This is a genomic window from Caballeronia udeis, assembly GCF_001544555.2.
Classification (GTDB): domain Bacteria; phylum Pseudomonadota; class Gammaproteobacteria; order Burkholderiales; family Burkholderiaceae; genus Caballeronia; species Caballeronia udeis.
On the sequence record NZ_FCOK02000064.1, the window covers coordinates 1 to 14,474 of the forward strand.

The window sequence follows — 14,474 nt, forward strand, 5'->3', positions numbered from 1 at the left end:
GGCTACACCTAAACCCTAAAAATAGCCGAAACCCAATGCTAGCGGAGGTTTCGGCTAATTGATGGGGAAAAGTACGGACTAGCGAAGTGGCTTCCTCCCTACGGGTTCACCTGTCAGGTACACCACCTGGATGCCCGCGTTGGCGGCACCCACAAGATGTCCTTCCGTAACTTCAGCACCGGCAACAGCCATTCGTTCGGTGGTGAGTACCTCGAACTGGTGCCGTTCGAGAAGATCCGCTACTCGGACCAATTCGACAACGCGAACCTTCCCGGCCAGATGCACACCACCATTTCATTACGGCAGGTGTCCTGCGGAACCGAGCTCACCATCGTGCAGGAAGGCGTGCCCGAGGTCATTCCCGTGGAGATGTGCTACCTCGGCTGGCAGGAGTCGCTGGTTCAACTGGCGAAGCTGGTCGAACTCGATATCCCCGACTGACTACGCCGGCAAACGATGTTGCGACGGATTTTTGATGGAGCAACGTTAAAGGTTCGTTGAGGCACATTCACGGAAAGGGGTATGTCTGAAAGGCCAGCGATTACAGGCGATGAAGACGACATAGCTGCGTCGGCGCCAGGGCGCCGACGTTTTCTGGCAGGCCTGCTCATGATCGCGCCGGCATATGGGCTTGCCGCAAGCGCAACTGACACCCTCCCGAACAATGACAAGCGTTTTCCAACCGCCATGGATACTCCCGTGAACCTCCCACTCGCCGACCGCGTGCGCGCCCGTGACATTGGCATCCAACCCGGCATTCTTTCCCCGGGGCCGCTGAACGCAATAACGGATGTGCCCGGCATCATGGTGGGCCACGTTACGTTGAGCGAGGGTGACGCGACCAGGACCGGCGTCACTGCAATCGTGCCGCACGCGGGCAACCTGTTTCAGGACAAGGTCCCCGCGGGCTTTGCGCTCGGCAATGGCTTCGGCAAATTCGCCGGATCGACGCAGGTCGAGGAACTAGGTGAAATCGAAACGCCCATCGTCCTCACGAACACCCTTTCGGTGGCGGAAGGTATCGCCGGTGCAGTCGAATGGACCCTTGGGCAACCGGGTAACGAGCAAGTTGTGTCCGTCAATGCCGTGATCGGTGAAACAAACGACGGCTTTCTGAACGACATCCGTGGCCGGCATGTTACGAAGCAGCACGTGCTCCAGGCCATCGCGGCAGCAACCAGTGGCCCGGTGCCCGAAGGATGCGTTGGAGCCGGAACCGGCACACAGGCATTCGGCTGGAAAGGGGGTATTGGCACCAGTTCGCGCCTGCTGCCACGCAGCCTTGGCGGGTATGCGGTCGGCGTGCTTGTGCAGACCAACTACGGCGGCATCCTGTCAATCAACGGCGCGCCGGTCGGGAAGGAACTGGGACGCTACTACCTGAAAAACGCGGTTGACGATCACGGCGGAGATGGTTCAGTCGTGATTGTGGTCGCTACCAATGCACCCCTCTCGGATCGCAACCTCAGCCGTATGGCACGCCGGACATTTCTCGGGATTGCCCGTACCGGCTCGTCAATGGCAAATGGTTCCGGCGACTATGCAATCGCGTTCTCGACGGCCCAGTCAGTGCGTCGAACACGCGAGCAGCGTACGGCGGTGGGGACAGTCGAAGACCTGCCAAACGACGCGATGTCGCCTCTTTTCCAGGCGGTCTCCGAAGCCACTGAAGAAGCCGTCTATAACGCGATGCTCAAGGCCGTTTCCACTACAGGATTCCAGGGACATCGTCTGGATGCGATTTCACCGGCTGCGGTAAAAAACATCATTGACCGTCATGGTTTAAATGTCAGCAAGACTTAGTGGCGGAATAGACGAGCAATTCGCGCGAACGGCAGCTTCAACTCTCACTTGACCCAAGCTCCGAAGCAGACTCGCAACCGAACGTGCGAGCCTGCTGCGAGCAGATCAGTAATTGTCTTAGATAACAAATTCGTAATTCGCTTGACGCTCACTGGTCAGAATCATCCCCGCAGAATCGCCTCATAGCGTCGTTCACCAGATGCTTGTCCAGAGGATATCGGGAAGATCACGATGATGAGTTCACGTTCCATCAACATGCTGCGCGACGCCTTGCGCCCGCTTTCGGTTGCGGCGCTTCTCAGTTTCGCAAGCACCTGTCCTGCACAATCCGCAGTGAATGCGCAGGATACCGCCGGGGAGGCGAAAGCGCCGTCCATCGCATCCTGTGTCGCGTGTCACGGCGCATTGGGCGCCGGCACCGCAACGGGTGGACCGCGGCTTGCCGGCAAAGATCCAGATTATCTCGCGCACGCACTGTCAATGTTCAAGGCGGGCACGCGCGCAAGCGCTGTCATGCAGGGGGTCGCACACAATCTTTCCGACAGCGAGATACGCGAGCTCTCGATCTTCTTTTCGAGGCAGGACCCGCCGCTTGCCGAAGCTCCGCCGCCGCAGCAGAGCCTGGTGGTTGCCGGACAGCGGCTCGCCCAGATGGGTGCTGGATCAGGCATTCCCGCCTGTTTCAGCTGCCACGCGGCCGGTGGCAAAGGTAATGGCGCGCGATTTCCGGGCATCGCAGGCGAACCGGTGGCGTTTGTCGTTGCCCGGCTACACGAATTTCAGGCACGCGCGAAGGGGAAAACGCCGGCACCGGGCTCGATGACAGCCGTCGCGGCCACGCTGAACGACGCGCAGATCGAGGCGGCTGCAGCTTACCTTTCGGTAATCCAACCCTGACGACCGGCAAAGCGCGATCTGCGCGTCAACATTGCGTCGATTGACGTTGCGACTCAACGCCTGACAGCGTTTGCGACGGATATCCCCGTACCGCAACCCATGCCCTTTGAGTCCAGTACATATGCGATTTCTTGTGTGGAGTAACGTCGTCGTGATATCAGGTCTGTTAGTAATGCTTAGCGGCTGCGCCGTGAGTGGTGATGCCTCAAATTTGAGTGTAGCGCAGAGTCTGCAGCTACCGGAATCGTATCCTTGCCAGAACTTGCATGTTAAGGCGATGAGTTGCCCGCCCGGATAGGACGGCAGAGACACGCTCGGCTTCGTCAAAGTTCGCCGCAACCTGAATAGCATCAGGTGAACCGGGCATAGCAGCTTCCCCAGTCCTATTTGCGTTGCCCAATGCGCGCGTTGCTTAGGTGAGGACGCCCGTGCTTCGAAGTTCTTTGCATCCGCCGAGTATCAGAGTTGAACAAGGGTAAGGCGAGAGTTCCACCGGATCGCTATCTGGTGGAGCGAGCTTGCGTGCGGGACAACGGTTTTCAAACACACGCTTCGGTCGGTTCTGACATCGTCACACGGTTCTTCACGCTGGGACGCTCCTGCATCCTTGCGTACCAAGCTTGAAGCGCTTCGCACTCCGCAGGCGCCGGCAGATTCACCAGCCCTGCAAAGATCAAACCGCCTATGACCGTGATGTCGGCCATCGAGAAAACCTCACCGGCGACGAACGGCTGTCTTTCCAGAATGGCATTGAAGTAATGCATACCCCTTAGGGCTTTGTCGCGCTGACGGAAGCCCCACTCGGCGTTCTGATAAATCTCGACGTCGGGTCCAAGCCCCGGTGTGGCGTGGTGAAAATAAACACTGATGGCGTCGAGCAACTCCAACTCGGCGCGCTTGCTCATCATGTGAATCAAGCCCTTTTCGCGCGGTGTTTTACCGGTCAGTGTGGGAACGCCGTCAAGCGCGTCAAGGTATTCGGTAATGGCCGTGCACTCGGCAATAAAGGTCCCGTCGTCGAGTTTGAGCACCGGCAGCGTGCCTGAGTAATTCTTGGCGAGGAACCCAGCCGTCTTGTGCTCGCCTTTCCAAAGATCCACCGAGACAAACTGGACCCGCGATTGCAGGTTCTTCTCGGCCAAAGCTATGCGGACACGCGCCGGATAGGGGCCGGTGTGCCAATCGTAAATCTTCATCATGGCCAGTTTGGTTACGTCGAAATTGATGATGCCGGAACTCATTGATTGCCTCTCTATGGTTTGGTTACAGCGTGATTGCAACGGAAAAGATGACGCCGGAACTCATTATCTACGATCCTACCGAACGTTTGGTAGGTTGCAATATAGGAGTTATAATCGGTTGCGTCAATACCGTTTTTCATTTGCGAGGGCGGGATCAGTGAAGAATGAAGTGAGCTCGAACTCCCGGGAGAAAATCCTGGCGGCCGCCAAAAGGATCGCGCAGGCCCATGGCTACAGCGGGTTGAATTTTCGTGATCTCGCGGAAGATGTCGGCATCAGGGCTCCGAGCATCTTTCACCACTTTGCAAGCAAGGCCGATCTCGGCGCAGCGGTAGCGAGGCGTTATTGGGAAGACTCGGCGGCGTCTCTGGACGCGCTGCTGGCCGAATCCCAGGATCCGCTCCTCTGCCTGCGCGAATATCCCGATACATTTCGCAAGGCGCTCGAGAACGATAATCGCATGTGCCTCTGCAGTTTCATGGCCGCCGAATATGATGACCTGCCGGAAGCGGTGCAGAAAGAGGTCCAGATCTTTGCTGATGTAAATGTTGAGTGGCTGGCCAAGGTTCTGTCCGCTGCTGCCGTAGTCAGTTCCAAAGAGAGCGAACCGCGGGCTCGCGCCATCTTCGCCGCCGTCGGCGGCGCTCAGCTCATGGCGAGGAGCCGCTCGGATATCTCGCTCTATGACGCCTTGATCGAGAGCTATCGCGCGGCGGGTCTCCTACCGGCATAGCGGTGCAATCTTCCATGCCGTTCATTACGATTCTGCCGCGCGACATCGCTATCAGGATGACAAAATCAGGCATGTAAACTGCTACGGCTTATATGCCTAACGCATCAAGGGTGTCGATCAGGGACGAGAGCGGAGGCCTAAAAATGAACGTACTTGAATTGGCCCGTGAGTCGGGGTTGGCCGTTCTCCTGGACGGACGGATCGGATGTCAGGAATACACAAGCGTGTCCGGTTCGATCGATGCATTGTTGCGCTTCGCGGCGGTCGTGCGCATGGCTGCGCTGCGAGAACGCAAGCGCTGCCGGCGCCGCGCCAGTTGCGGTCGATTAGGAAGGCGTAAACAACAACTCTCAATGGACCTGCGGCTTCGCGAAGAAACTCCGCTAACGGACAAGCGCAAACGCCGCACTGTCAGTTATTTGCCGAACACCGCCAGCTGCCGAATGGAGTCGCATCTAAGGTCGCTGCGGCCTGCCCTGTGCCGATAGCACAGCGCAATTTGAGGGCTCGCTCCCGATCCGGGAGCGAGCCCTCTCTATATTGGAAAAGCGCATGGTGAGCTGCTTGCAGATTGCTGCCCCCTGCCCGCACCACGCCGCTCAGGTCTCCACGAGCAAGCCCTTACTCTTCATGAACACGGCGACCGCGGCGACCCGAATCTCCCCTGGCGGCTGCAAGGATGAAACGGACACATCGAAGTCTGCATGTTTGGCGCCGGCGGGAATCGTGATCCGTGACGCCACGACCGCGTCCGGGAACGCCCCGGTAAAACCCGGCCAAACGTACGTTGGCCGGGATAGCGCATGCTCAATAAAAACTCGCGCTGTCGTCGAGTTCCCTCTCACTACCGGCGACTGCACCTCGATATCCGTGAGCACTCCGATCTCTTCCCGATTGATTGGTGCACTTACGAACACCCCAACGAATTGAGGCACGACAAGGGGCGCCAGAACGCTCAGGTCGATCGTCTTGATCACCGTATTTTTATGCGGACCCTCAGTGGCAATCTGCACCAGACGCGCCGGCGTCGACGCGCTGGTCGGCGCACATAGTACCCAGACGTATCGGCTATCCGGCGTCACCGCGACAGCACAGGTACCGTCGAAGGCGGGGATCGATACCTGGCCCGTGCCCGGGTTGGCGGGATCAATCGCGCGCAGCGTATTGGCCGGTGCGCCGTGGGCCACATACACATGTTTGCCATCCGGTGCGACCGCGATGCCTTGCGGGTTCGCAGCGACGGCAAACGTGCTCGTCGCGAGCGAGCTTGCGTCAATAACGGAAACGGTGCCGTCGGCACCATTCGCTACGTACGCGTGCGCGCTGTCCGGCGTGACTGCCACACCCTGCGGGTTGTGACCGACCGGCACCAGGCCGACAAGCGCCGGGGATCCAGTGGGCGAGACTGTCGGGTTCAGTACCGAAACCGTGCCGTCCGTTGCGTTTGTGACATAGACCCGGGTGCCGTCCGGGGAGACCGCGACCCCATACGGACCGTTGCCAACACCCGTTCCGCCCGCGAAATCAAACCTGTTTATCGTATAGAGATTGTCGAACGCCAGAAAGGTCTGCCCGGCATCGGGTCCCACCGCCATACCCCCGCTCACCTCCGGCGGGGAGCCGCCGGATTCAAGCGGGAAACTTCCGAGGGTCGCCGCTTTCGGGTGGTGCTCCTGCATATCGATGACATAAGGAAAACAAGCCTCGCCTCCGGGCAGCGATGACCACGCCACTAGCGAGACCGAGGCGCCGCCGGGTCCGGCCGCAAGCGCGGTGACCTTCATGTCCACCGCAGGAAAGGTACCCCCGAGCTCGGGAATTTCTATTGTCAGTTCCGGCCGATGGTGTCCCGTTTCCGCGTCGAACACATAGACCGCACATCGCTTGGGATGCGACTGCAAATTGACCGGTACAAACACATGCGCGTGTTCCATGGCTTTTCTCCGACGAAGAGATGCAGTTCGTTCAGTCCCTCATGCAAAATAAAACGGCGATCCGTCATCTGATTCTAGGTCGGGATGTGGCAATGTACCGGAAGAAATCGGGTGCTAGAGTCGTCATCACTCATACCCTATTGCTGCCCCGCGCCGAAGAGCCGTGGATCTGCACGACGCCTTAGATCTTCGGTAGTTTCCCCTTTGTCATTTGGCCGCCAGCCAGGTGGCTTGGCTACGTAGCCATATACCTCGCGTATGGAACGCGCGGTCAAGAGGTCGCGCCACAACGCGCGCCAGTGATCGAACTCGATAGTCAACAAGTTATAGGTCGTCATCGGCTTGACCAGACCGAAGCGACATCGCACGCCGCGCTTTTCTGCAATGTAGGTACCGAATAGCCGATCGAACACGATCAGCACACCACCATAGTTTCCATCAAGGTATTCGAGGTTGGACGCGTGATGCACGCGATGTGCAGAAGGCGTGTTGAAGATCCATTCAAGCGGCCCGAGGCGTGGAATCCAGGTGACATGTAACCAGAACTGATAGAGCAAATTGAGCGTCAGCAGCATCAGCACAATCTTTGGTGGCATGCCAAATAGCGGCGCGAGCACGAAGAACAGCGTCGAACCGGTAAGACGGCCGGTCCAGCCAAAACGGTACGCAGCGGAAAGGTTGAGTTGATTGGGTGAATGATGGACGGCGTGGGTGCACCAGAACCAGCGCGTCCGATGAGCCGCACGGTGGAACCAGTAATAGCAGAACTCCTGACCAACGAAACAAGCCAGCCATCCGCTCCAATGGTTCATCGGCAACGTCCAGAGCCGGTGCTGCCAGAACCAGTCCATAAAATGGCTATAGAACGCCAGTGGCAACAACCAGCGCAACGGATACTCACGAACGAGAAAGTCGGCCACTGACACACTGGCTGCCTTCCAGTCGTAGCCTCGCCAGCCGTGCCGGACAGCAAGCACCAGTGCCTCGACCAATGAGGCAACGAGGATGCCGATATTTGCGTACTTGAGTAGGGTGAGCAACATAGCCATGGCCGGATCATCCATAGGGTGATGCCGGTCAGCGTAGTTTGACGCCCCTTGAGCCGCAACCGGACTGGGACGAACCGGGTCCGCCGTGGGGCGGATTGGGCGGGTTGGACGGTCTGCGCTATTGCTGAAGGCGTTGCATCAGCGTTTCCCGATGCTGCCGGCTGCAGGGCACCTCGACGCCACTGCGCAGCACGACTGTGGCATCGCCCTTCCCTCGTGGCCGCACAGCAAGCACGGCGGCCAGCGCCACCGCGGCGCCGCGGTGCGTGCGGACAAATGCGGGGTCGAGGTCATTGAGCAAGGCAGCAAGCGTGCGTCGTATCAGCAGGCTGCGTCCGGGCAGATGGATATTGACGTAGTTATCGGCGGCCTCCAGCCATTCGATATCCGCGCAGCGCACGACATGCGTTTGCCCGCGATCGGCGACCATCAGTTGCGCGGGCATGCCAACGCTCGGGCGCACTGCACCGCGGACCGGCTCGCGCAACCGCTGCACGGTGCGCGCGAGGCGCTCCGGCTCGACAGGTTTCAACAGGTAGTCGACTGCCTGGGCGTCGAATGCCCGCAACGCATACTGGTCGAACGCGGTCACGAATACCAGCGCTGGACCGTCGTCCGGCAAGGACGCCGCCACGTCGAAACCGTCGACCTCCGGCATCTGTACGTCGAGGAAGATCACGTCCGGCCGCAACTGCGCAGCCAGCATCAGCGCCCCCGCACCGTCGGCGGCGCCCGCCACCTCGACATCGGGAAACACCCGAAGCATACGCAGCAGCTTGCTGCGAGCGAGTTCCTCGTCGTCGACAATCAGTGCGCGCATGGCAGGCTCATCCCAACGATCAGGCCACCGCCAGGTCGCAATCGCAAGTCGAGACTTGCCTGGGTGCCGTACAACGATTGCAGACGGCGCTCGAAGTTGCCAAGACCCACACCACGATTTTCAGGAAGCTGCTGCAAATCACCATCGTCCTCAATCTCGATCTGCAGCCGGCTCACGCTATGCGTTATACGTATTGCGATGTGCGTCAACGCGCTGCGTCGTTCGACAACATGACGGAAGCAGTTCTCCAGCAGCGGTTGAAGTCCGAGCGTGGGGACCTGGCAACCCTGTGCCGTGGCATCGACTTCCCATGAAATCCGGACGCGATCGGCGAACCGCTGGACCATGATGTCGGCATAGGCGTGAAGCAGCATCAGTTCATCGGCCAGTGACTGTTCCGGACGCTGGCTCGCGTCGGTCGCCGCGCGCAACAAGGTCGCCAGACGGGTGAGCAGGATATCGGCCGCGTCGGGGTCCCGGTGGATCAGCGATGAAACGGTGTTCAGCGCGTTGAACAGAAAGTGCGGTTGCAGTTGCTGTGTCAGCTGTGCGAGTTGCGCCTGGCGCGCCAGGTTAGCCTGCTTTTCGGCCGTCAACCGCGCGTCGGCCCACGCCCCGTAGAAACGAAGGCCGAAAAGGATACCGCTGAACAACGCATAGAACACGACGAAGTTCGTCGCTTCGTAGACCATCACTTCGACCCACGGTCCATGCGGGTACCTGGCGCCTGCCAGTGCGTAGATGCCGAATCGCAACGCATACATTGCAGTGACGTAAGGGACCATTAGCAGCGGCATCGACGCCAGGGAGCGAAGAAACCATTTCAGCGGCTGGTTGAGAAGACTTTTGAACCGGTCCGCGCGCCTTATCTGCACCGCAATCAGCACCGTCGCAGCAAGCGCTGAGGAGCCGCTGTTGACTAGCGGCCGCCAGAACTGCAGTTTGCCTGTCCACAGGCTTTCCTGGATGCCAATAGCCAGCATCAGCAGCCAGAACGCCGCCCACGGCCACACCAGGCGCCGCCACGGGATTGGCGGTTGGGATTCACCGAAGAGGGAGCTAGTGTTCATTTTCCCGGCTCATTCGCGCTCGTCCCCTGCGCTGGTTTCGCATCCACGCCCCACATTTCGACCTTGCCTGAAAGCGGCCCCCTTCTCACCCAACTCCGGTGAGCGCTGATTATGGTAGCTGTAAAAACTCGTCCCGGTCCAGAATGGACTCCGGCCTTTCATCGACGATCAGCTTATGAAAAGTATTCCTGAAGTCCAGTTGGCTCCGGACAGAACAAGTTGAATCCGAAAGTGCAAAGGTTTTCGCCAACTCCGTAGATCGCCTAAGTCAGACAAATCCCCTTTCACGGCATCACTGATCCGCAACGGCGCTACACTAAGGGGCAAGCCGCACGCAGGAGAAAGCCATGACAGACCTTGACCCTGATACCACCTTTCGGGGATTGCCCCTCACCCCGGAGCAGGACGCGGAAGTGAGGCATTACATCAAGTTGCAGACGCAGCGCGGCCTGCCTTGGGACACGCCGGAGCTAAGCGCGATGCTTAAGGACATGCTGCAGCCGCCAACTGAAGAAAACGACGAATTCGACACCTCGGCAGACGAGACGAAAGCGGCCGCCGAGCGCGCAATGGGTTCCGTTGAAGAGGAAATGGATCCCCTCGAGGCGAACGAGGAGTGGCATGCCGCGATGGAGTCGGAAATTATGAAAGGGCCCAAGCGGTAGGGCGCGCGCAGCGCGGATTACGAAGTTGCCCTGACGAAGGCATACAGAAATTGGCGACGAAAGCGATTGGCTAGTGCATTGCCGGAAATATCTCAAAGCAGGCGCTTTCGATAAGCCGGAATGAAATCCCGCATGCCATTGGTGCGCAGGTGCCAAATAGCTGCTCCTTTCCCCAGGACAGGCCTGATGAAACTTATGTATCCTGCCTTTGTGTTGCTCGGCCTTATCTGGGGATCGAATTTTATCTATATGAAATGGGCTGCCGCCTTTATCAGCCCTGCGCAAATAGTCCTTTTGCGAGTATTTTTCGGCTTCCTGCCATTGGCATTTGCAGCTTGGCATAAACGCGTGATCAAGCGTAGCCAAGCCCGTCATCTGCCGCATTTCCTCGTCATGGGCGCTGTGGCTACGGCCTTCTACTACTTTGCCATCGTAAAGGGAACGGCGTTGCTCCCCTCGGGTATCGCGGGCGTTCTGGGCGGGTCGATCGCTCTATTCACCGCCATCTTCTCGCTCGTGCTCCTGCGAACCGAGAAACTCAACGGGTTGATGGCGGCTGGGGTCGTTCTGGGTTTTGCCGGTATCGCCCTGATAGCGCGTCCCTGGGAAGGGTCAGCCATTCCTATCAACCTTGCGGGTGTTTGCTGGATGCTGGGCGGCTCAATCATTCTTGGGCTGTCATACGTTTACGTCCGTCGTTTTCTGGCGCCGGCCAACTTGCCGCCCCTCGCGCTCGCCACCTGGCAGGTCGGCTTGGCCCTGCTCATACTTCTTTTGCTGACAAACTTCACCGGTATGGGGCAGATACTTCAGGATTGGCGCGCAGCCATGGGTGTGGTGATCGGACTTGGCATTCTGGGAACCGGCACGGCCTTTTTGATCTACTACTTCTTGCTCCAGGAGCTCGGTGCGGTTGCGGCCTCGGGCGCCACTTACATTACCCCCACGGTGGCTCTGCTGATCGGTTGGGCCGCCGGCGAGAAGGTTGGCATAGTGGAGGTGGCAGCCGTCGTCCTGATACTTGTCAGTATCGCGATGCTGCAGATCGGACGGCAACGCGCCGCTCGCGAGACCAAACAGGCAGTTTGAAGCCCTCTGGAAATTGCGGAGACAGACCAAAGCAGACATGCGCAATGTGTCGCCCGTCGGCGCCGGATGTTCGTTCCGCTATGATCCTCCGAGCCGCCCGTTGCAAGCTATCGCTTCCACAACCGGCGTATTTACATTAACCGCCGCATGACAAAAGAGGAATCTTCGATGGCTATCCAGCGAACCGGCCACAGGTACCGTGATAGTGCTACGGGCAAAACTATCGACGTCTGGTTTCCGGCTTCCGGCGCCGGGAAAAAGCGCAGTTGCCTCGCCGAAAAGGTTGGCCTGATTTCGGGGGATCTCGTCGACGTAGTGATCGAATCGCTCGAATCCCCACCCGTTTCGACGGAGGACGCTTACTTGCGCCTGCACCTGCTTTCCGACAGAACCGTCAAACCCAACGAAATCAATCTCGATGGCATTTTTGGCCTGTTGCCCAATGTTGCGTGGACATCGGCAGGCCCCGTGTTTCCCGGCAATGTCGATGATCTGCGGGACCGGGTGGCGTCCGAATACCACCATCTCACGGTGTCGTCGGTCGATAAATTTCCGCGAATGACAGACTACATCGTGCCCGAAGGCGTTCGGGTTGCCGACGCGGACCGTGTGAGACTCGGCGCCCACCTGGCAGCGGGTACGACCGTCATGCATGAGGGTTTCGTGAACTTCAACGCGGGTACGCTTGGAGAGTCGATGGTCGAGGGCCGCGTGACGCCGGGTGTGACCGTTGGCAAGAACTCCGACGTAGGCGCCGGCTCGTCCATCATGGGAACGCTGTCGGGCGGCGGCAAGACCAAGAACTCCATCGGCGAGCGCAGTTTGCTTGGAGCGAACGCCGGCATCGGTATTTCACTTGGAGACGAATGTATTGTCGAAGCCGGTCTTTACGTCACGGCCGGTACGAAGGTGAAGATGCCCGACGGTAAGGTCGTTTCAGCAAGAGAGTTGTCGGGGAAATCCGGCCTGCTGTTTCGTCGAAACAGCCAGACCGGTGCAGTCGAGGTTCTGCCGACCGATTCCTCCCGATGGGGCGGGCTGAATACGAGCTTGCATAGCAACGACTGACCAAAACGTTTGAACTCTTCAGCCACGGCGCTCAACGCGCCGCGAGCCAGAGCCTTGCGGACGCTTGCGAATCGCGTCTTCACGCAGAGCCGACGGAATCTCGCACGGCCCCGCTCTGCCCCGTCTGCCCCATTGGCTCGCCGAACTGCAAGGCAGCCAACTGCGCATACAGCGGCGAGCTCAGCAGCAGCTCAGTGTGACGGCCCTGCGCGACAATGCGGCCGTGTTCCAGCACGACAATACGGTCCGCTTGCTGCACGGTCGCCAGACGGTGCGCGATGACTAGCGTCGTGCGGTTCTGCGCGGCATTGTCCAGCGCCTTTTGCACCAGCCGTTCGCTTGCCGCATCGAGCGCGCTGGTGGCCTCGTCCAGCAGCAGGATGGGCGGATTCTTCAGGATCGCCCGGGCAATCGCAATGCGCTGGCGCTGTCCGCCAGACAGCCGCACGCCGCGCTCGCCCAGAAACGTGTCGTAGCCTTGCGGCAGCTCTTCGATAAAGCCGGCCGCAGCCGCCATATCGGCAGCTTGCTGCACTTGCGCGAGTGTGGCGTCGGGCGCGCCGTAGCGGATATTGTCGAGTACGCTGCCCGAAAAAATCACCGATTCCTGCAGCACTACCCCGATCTCCCTGCGCAATTCGACGAGCGGCACTTGCCGTGTCGAGACGCCGTTGATCAGGATGCTGCCGCTCTGCGGGTCGTAAAAACGCAGCAGCAATTGGAACAACGTGGTTTTGCCCGCGCCGGACGGTCCAACCAACGCCACGTGCTCACCCGAGCGGACGTTGAGTGAGAGACCGGAGAGCGCCGCAGTGCCAGGGCGGGACGGATACGAGAAACTGACGTTGTCGAAGCGGATGCCCTCCCCGCGCGTCGGCAGCGACACGGTCGTCTCGGCTTCCACCACGGGCGAGCGTGCCGACAGCAGTTGCAGCAGGCGCTCGGTGGCGCCGGCGGCCCGCTGCAGATCTCCCCACACCTCGGCGACAGCCCCCACGGCGCCGGCCGTGAACACCGCGTAGAGGATGAACTGGGACAACTGGCCGGCGGTCATGCGCCCGGCCAGCACCGCCTGCGCCCCGAGCCAGAGCACAAACACAATGGCGGTGAACACCAGCACGATCACCACGGCGGTCAACCAGGCACGCGCCCGGATCCGCTTGAGCGCTGTCTCGAAGGCCAGCTCAACCGCGCCGCCGAACCGCCGCGCCTCAAAAGGCTCCTGCGTGTACGACTGCACGGTCGGCATGGCATTGAGCACCTCGCCCGCCACCGCGCTCGTGTTCGCTACCTTGTCCTGACTGGCGCGCGAGAGCCGCCGCACGCGCCGACCAAAGATTACGATAGGCGCAACCACCACGACCAGCGTTGCGATGATGTAAGCCGACAGCACGGGGCTGGTGACCGCGAGCATCGTCACGCCGCCGGTCAGCAGGAAGAAGTTGCGCAACCCCAACGACAGGCTGGTGCCCACCACCGTCTGGATCAACGTGGTGTCGGCGGTGAGGCGTGACAGCACCTCTCCGGTCTGCGTGGTCTCGAAGAACTGCGGACTCATCGCGAGCACATGGTCGTAGACCGCACGCCGCAAGTCGGCCGTGACTCGCTCGCCCAGCCACGACACCAGATAAAAGCGCGCCGCCGTGGCGCCGGCCAATACCAGCGAAACAACGAATAGCGCGAGAAAATAGCGATCGATGTGCGCCCGGTCGCCCGCAGCGAAACCACGATCGATCAGGTATTTGAACGCCACCGGCAACGCCAGCGTGGCTCCTGCCGAGGTCACCAGCGCCAGGAACGCGAGTGCCCAGCGCCCTGCATAAGGCCGGAGAAAGGGAAATAGCGCAAATAGCGGGCCGATAGCCCGCGAAGGCGGCGAAGCGGGTGCGGCGTCTGACATGAATGAGTATTCCAGGTGGATCGAAGATCGCCTTGATTGTGCCAGTGCAGCGGATCAGAAGGCATTCCGCGTAAAAGCCCGGCGCTGATATAAGTACCTTTGTGTTCGCTGCTTACCCTCGCGCAACGTGACGGCCGGGAAACAACTTCCGCGTGCTTGCCGCAACTGCCCGTATGTATCAAGATCAAGTCGATTCATCAGGAAT

The 14,474-nt window shown here is 59.8% G+C and carries 13 protein-coding genes and 1 pseudogene; 8 read left to right on the plus strand and 6 right to left on the minus strand.

Annotated elements, in window-relative coordinates; all coding sequences use genetic code 11:
- Positions 1-66: 66 nt before the first annotated feature.
- The 3 genes and pseudogenes from AWB69_RS32955 to AWB69_RS32965 all read left to right on the plus strand — a co-directional run.
- Positions 67-441: pseudogene (locus AWB69_RS32955) on the plus strand (SRPBCC family protein); the annotation flags it as partial.
- Positions 442-522: 81 nt separating this feature from the next.
- Positions 523-1,803, plus strand: a complete 1,281-nt coding sequence (locus AWB69_RS32960) for a DmpA family aminopeptidase (RefSeq protein WP_197500377.1) — start codon at positions 523-525, stop codon at positions 1,801-1,803.
- A 231-nt stretch (positions 1,804-2,034) separates the two neighbouring features.
- Entirely contained in the window at positions 2,035-2,700 is a 666-nt protein-coding gene (locus AWB69_RS32965; protein ID WP_082913685.1) for a c-type cytochrome, read from the plus strand.
- 539 nt (positions 2,701-3,239) lie between these two features.
- Here the strand turns inward: AWB69_RS32965 and AWB69_RS32970 are convergent.
- Entirely contained in the window at positions 3,240-3,941 is a 702-nt protein-coding gene (locus tag AWB69_RS32970) for a glutathione S-transferase (protein WP_197500378.1), read from the minus strand.
- Positions 3,942-4,098: 157 nt separating this feature from the next.
- Between AWB69_RS32970 and AWB69_RS32975 the strand changes: the two genes are divergently transcribed.
- Together AWB69_RS32975 and AWB69_RS47250 are read left to right on the plus strand one after the other, a co-directional pair.
- Positions 4,099-4,674, plus strand: a complete 576-nt coding sequence (locus tag AWB69_RS32975) for a TetR/AcrR family transcriptional regulator (protein ID WP_197500379.1) — start codon at positions 4,099-4,101, stop codon at positions 4,672-4,674.
- Between the two features lie 143 nt (positions 4,675-4,817).
- Positions 4,818-5,162: a hypothetical protein gene (locus AWB69_RS47250; RefSeq protein WP_082913686.1), complete on the plus strand. Its 345-nt coding sequence runs from the start codon at positions 4,818-4,820 to the stop codon at positions 5,160-5,162.
- Between the two features lie 111 nt (positions 5,163-5,273).
- Here the strand turns inward: AWB69_RS47250 and AWB69_RS32980 are convergent, their stop codons facing one another.
- The 4 genes from AWB69_RS32980 to AWB69_RS32995 form a co-directional block, all read right to left on the minus strand.
- The gene (locus tag AWB69_RS32980) at positions 5,274-6,608 is read right to left on the minus strand and encodes a YncE family protein (RefSeq protein WP_062091012.1); all 1,335 of its coding nucleotides are present in this window, start codon (positions 6,606-6,608) and stop codon (positions 5,274-5,276) included.
- Between the two features lie 137 nt (positions 6,609-6,745).
- The gene (locus AWB69_RS32985; RefSeq protein ID WP_062091056.1) at positions 6,746-7,657 is read right to left on the minus strand and encodes a sterol desaturase family protein; all 912 of its coding nucleotides are present in this window, start codon (positions 7,655-7,657) and stop codon (positions 6,746-6,748) included.
- 118 nt (positions 7,658-7,775) lie between these two features.
- Complete coding sequence (locus tag AWB69_RS32990) at positions 7,776-8,477, minus strand: LytR/AlgR family response regulator transcription factor (protein WP_062091013.1); 702 nt, start codon at positions 8,475-8,477, stop codon at positions 7,776-7,778.
- A complete protein-coding gene (locus tag AWB69_RS32995) occupies positions 8,465-9,547 on the minus strand; it encodes a sensor histidine kinase (RefSeq protein WP_062091014.1) in 1,083 nt (360 codons plus the stop codon). The genes AWB69_RS32990 and AWB69_RS32995 overlap by 13 nt, the downstream gene beginning before the upstream one ends.
- A 347-nt stretch (positions 9,548-9,894) precedes the next feature.
- Here AWB69_RS32995 and AWB69_RS33000 point away from each other — a divergent pair, with 347 nt between their 5' ends.
- The 3 genes from AWB69_RS33000 (at position 9,895) to AWB69_RS33010 (ending at position 12,369) form a co-directional block, all read left to right on the plus strand.
- A complete protein-coding gene (locus tag AWB69_RS33000) occupies positions 9,895-10,212 on the plus strand; it encodes a hypothetical protein (protein WP_062091015.1) in 318 nt (105 codons plus the stop codon).
- Positions 10,213-10,398: 186 nt separating this feature from the next.
- Positions 10,399-11,301, plus strand: coding sequence for a DMT family transporter (locus AWB69_RS33005; RefSeq protein WP_082913691.1), 903 nt, complete (start codon positions 10,399-10,401; stop codon positions 11,299-11,301).
- Between the two features lie 168 nt (positions 11,302-11,469).
- Positions 11,470-12,369 carry a DapH/DapD/GlmU-related protein gene (locus tag AWB69_RS33010; RefSeq protein WP_062091017.1) on the plus strand — a complete coding sequence of 300 codons (900 nt, stop codon included), beginning with the start codon at positions 11,470-11,472 and terminating at the stop codon, positions 12,367-12,369.
- 79 nt (positions 12,370-12,448) lie between these two features.
- Here AWB69_RS33010 and AWB69_RS33015 read toward each other — a convergent pair whose 3' ends face one another.
- Entirely contained in the window at positions 12,449-14,269 is a 1,821-nt protein-coding gene (locus tag AWB69_RS33015; protein WP_062091018.1) for an ABC transporter transmembrane domain-containing protein, read from the minus strand.
- Between the last annotated feature and the right edge of the window lie 205 nt (positions 14,270-14,474).

What these genes read in the sequence shown, in the direction of transcription:
- AWB69_RS32960 (WP_197500377.1), top strand. Translation starts at nt 523, where the DNA reads ATGTCTGAAAGGCCAGCGATTACAGGCGATGAAGACGACATAGCTGCG.
- AWB69_RS32965 (WP_082913685.1), top strand. Translation starts at nt 2,035, where the DNA reads ATGATGAGTTCACGTTCCATCAACATGCTGCGCGACGCCTTGCGCCCG.
- AWB69_RS32970 (WP_197500378.1), bottom strand. Translation starts at nt 3,941, where the DNA reads ATGAGTTCCGGCATCATCAATTTCGACGTAACCAAACTGGCCATGATG.
- AWB69_RS47250 (WP_082913686.1), top strand. Translation starts at nt 4,818, where the DNA reads ATGAACGTACTTGAATTGGCCCGTGAGTCGGGGTTGGCCGTTCTCCTG.
- AWB69_RS32980 (WP_062091012.1), bottom strand. Translation starts at nt 6,608, where the DNA reads ATGGAACACGCGCATGTGTTTGTACCGGTCAATTTGCAGTCGCATCCC.
- AWB69_RS32985 (WP_062091056.1), bottom strand. Translation starts at nt 7,657, where the DNA reads ATGGCTATGTTGCTCACCCTACTCAAGTACGCAAATATCGGCATCCTC.
- AWB69_RS32990 (WP_062091013.1), bottom strand. Translation starts at nt 8,477, where the DNA reads ATGCGCGCACTGATTGTCGACGACGAGGAACTCGCTCGCAGCAAGCTG.
- AWB69_RS32995 (WP_062091014.1), bottom strand. Translation starts at nt 9,547, where the DNA reads ATGAACACTAGCTCCCTCTTCGGTGAATCCCAACCGCCAATCCCGTGG.
- AWB69_RS33000 (WP_062091015.1), top strand. Translation starts at nt 9,895, where the DNA reads ATGACAGACCTTGACCCTGATACCACCTTTCGGGGATTGCCCCTCACC.
- AWB69_RS33005 (WP_082913691.1), top strand. Translation starts at nt 10,399, where the DNA reads ATGAAACTTATGTATCCTGCCTTTGTGTTGCTCGGCCTTATCTGGGGA.
- AWB69_RS33010 (WP_062091017.1), top strand. Translation starts at nt 11,470, where the DNA reads ATGGCTATCCAGCGAACCGGCCACAGGTACCGTGATAGTGCTACGGGC.
- AWB69_RS33015 (WP_062091018.1), bottom strand. Translation starts at nt 14,269, where the DNA reads ATGTCAGACGCCGCACCCGCTTCGCCGCCTTCGCGGGCTATCGGCCCG.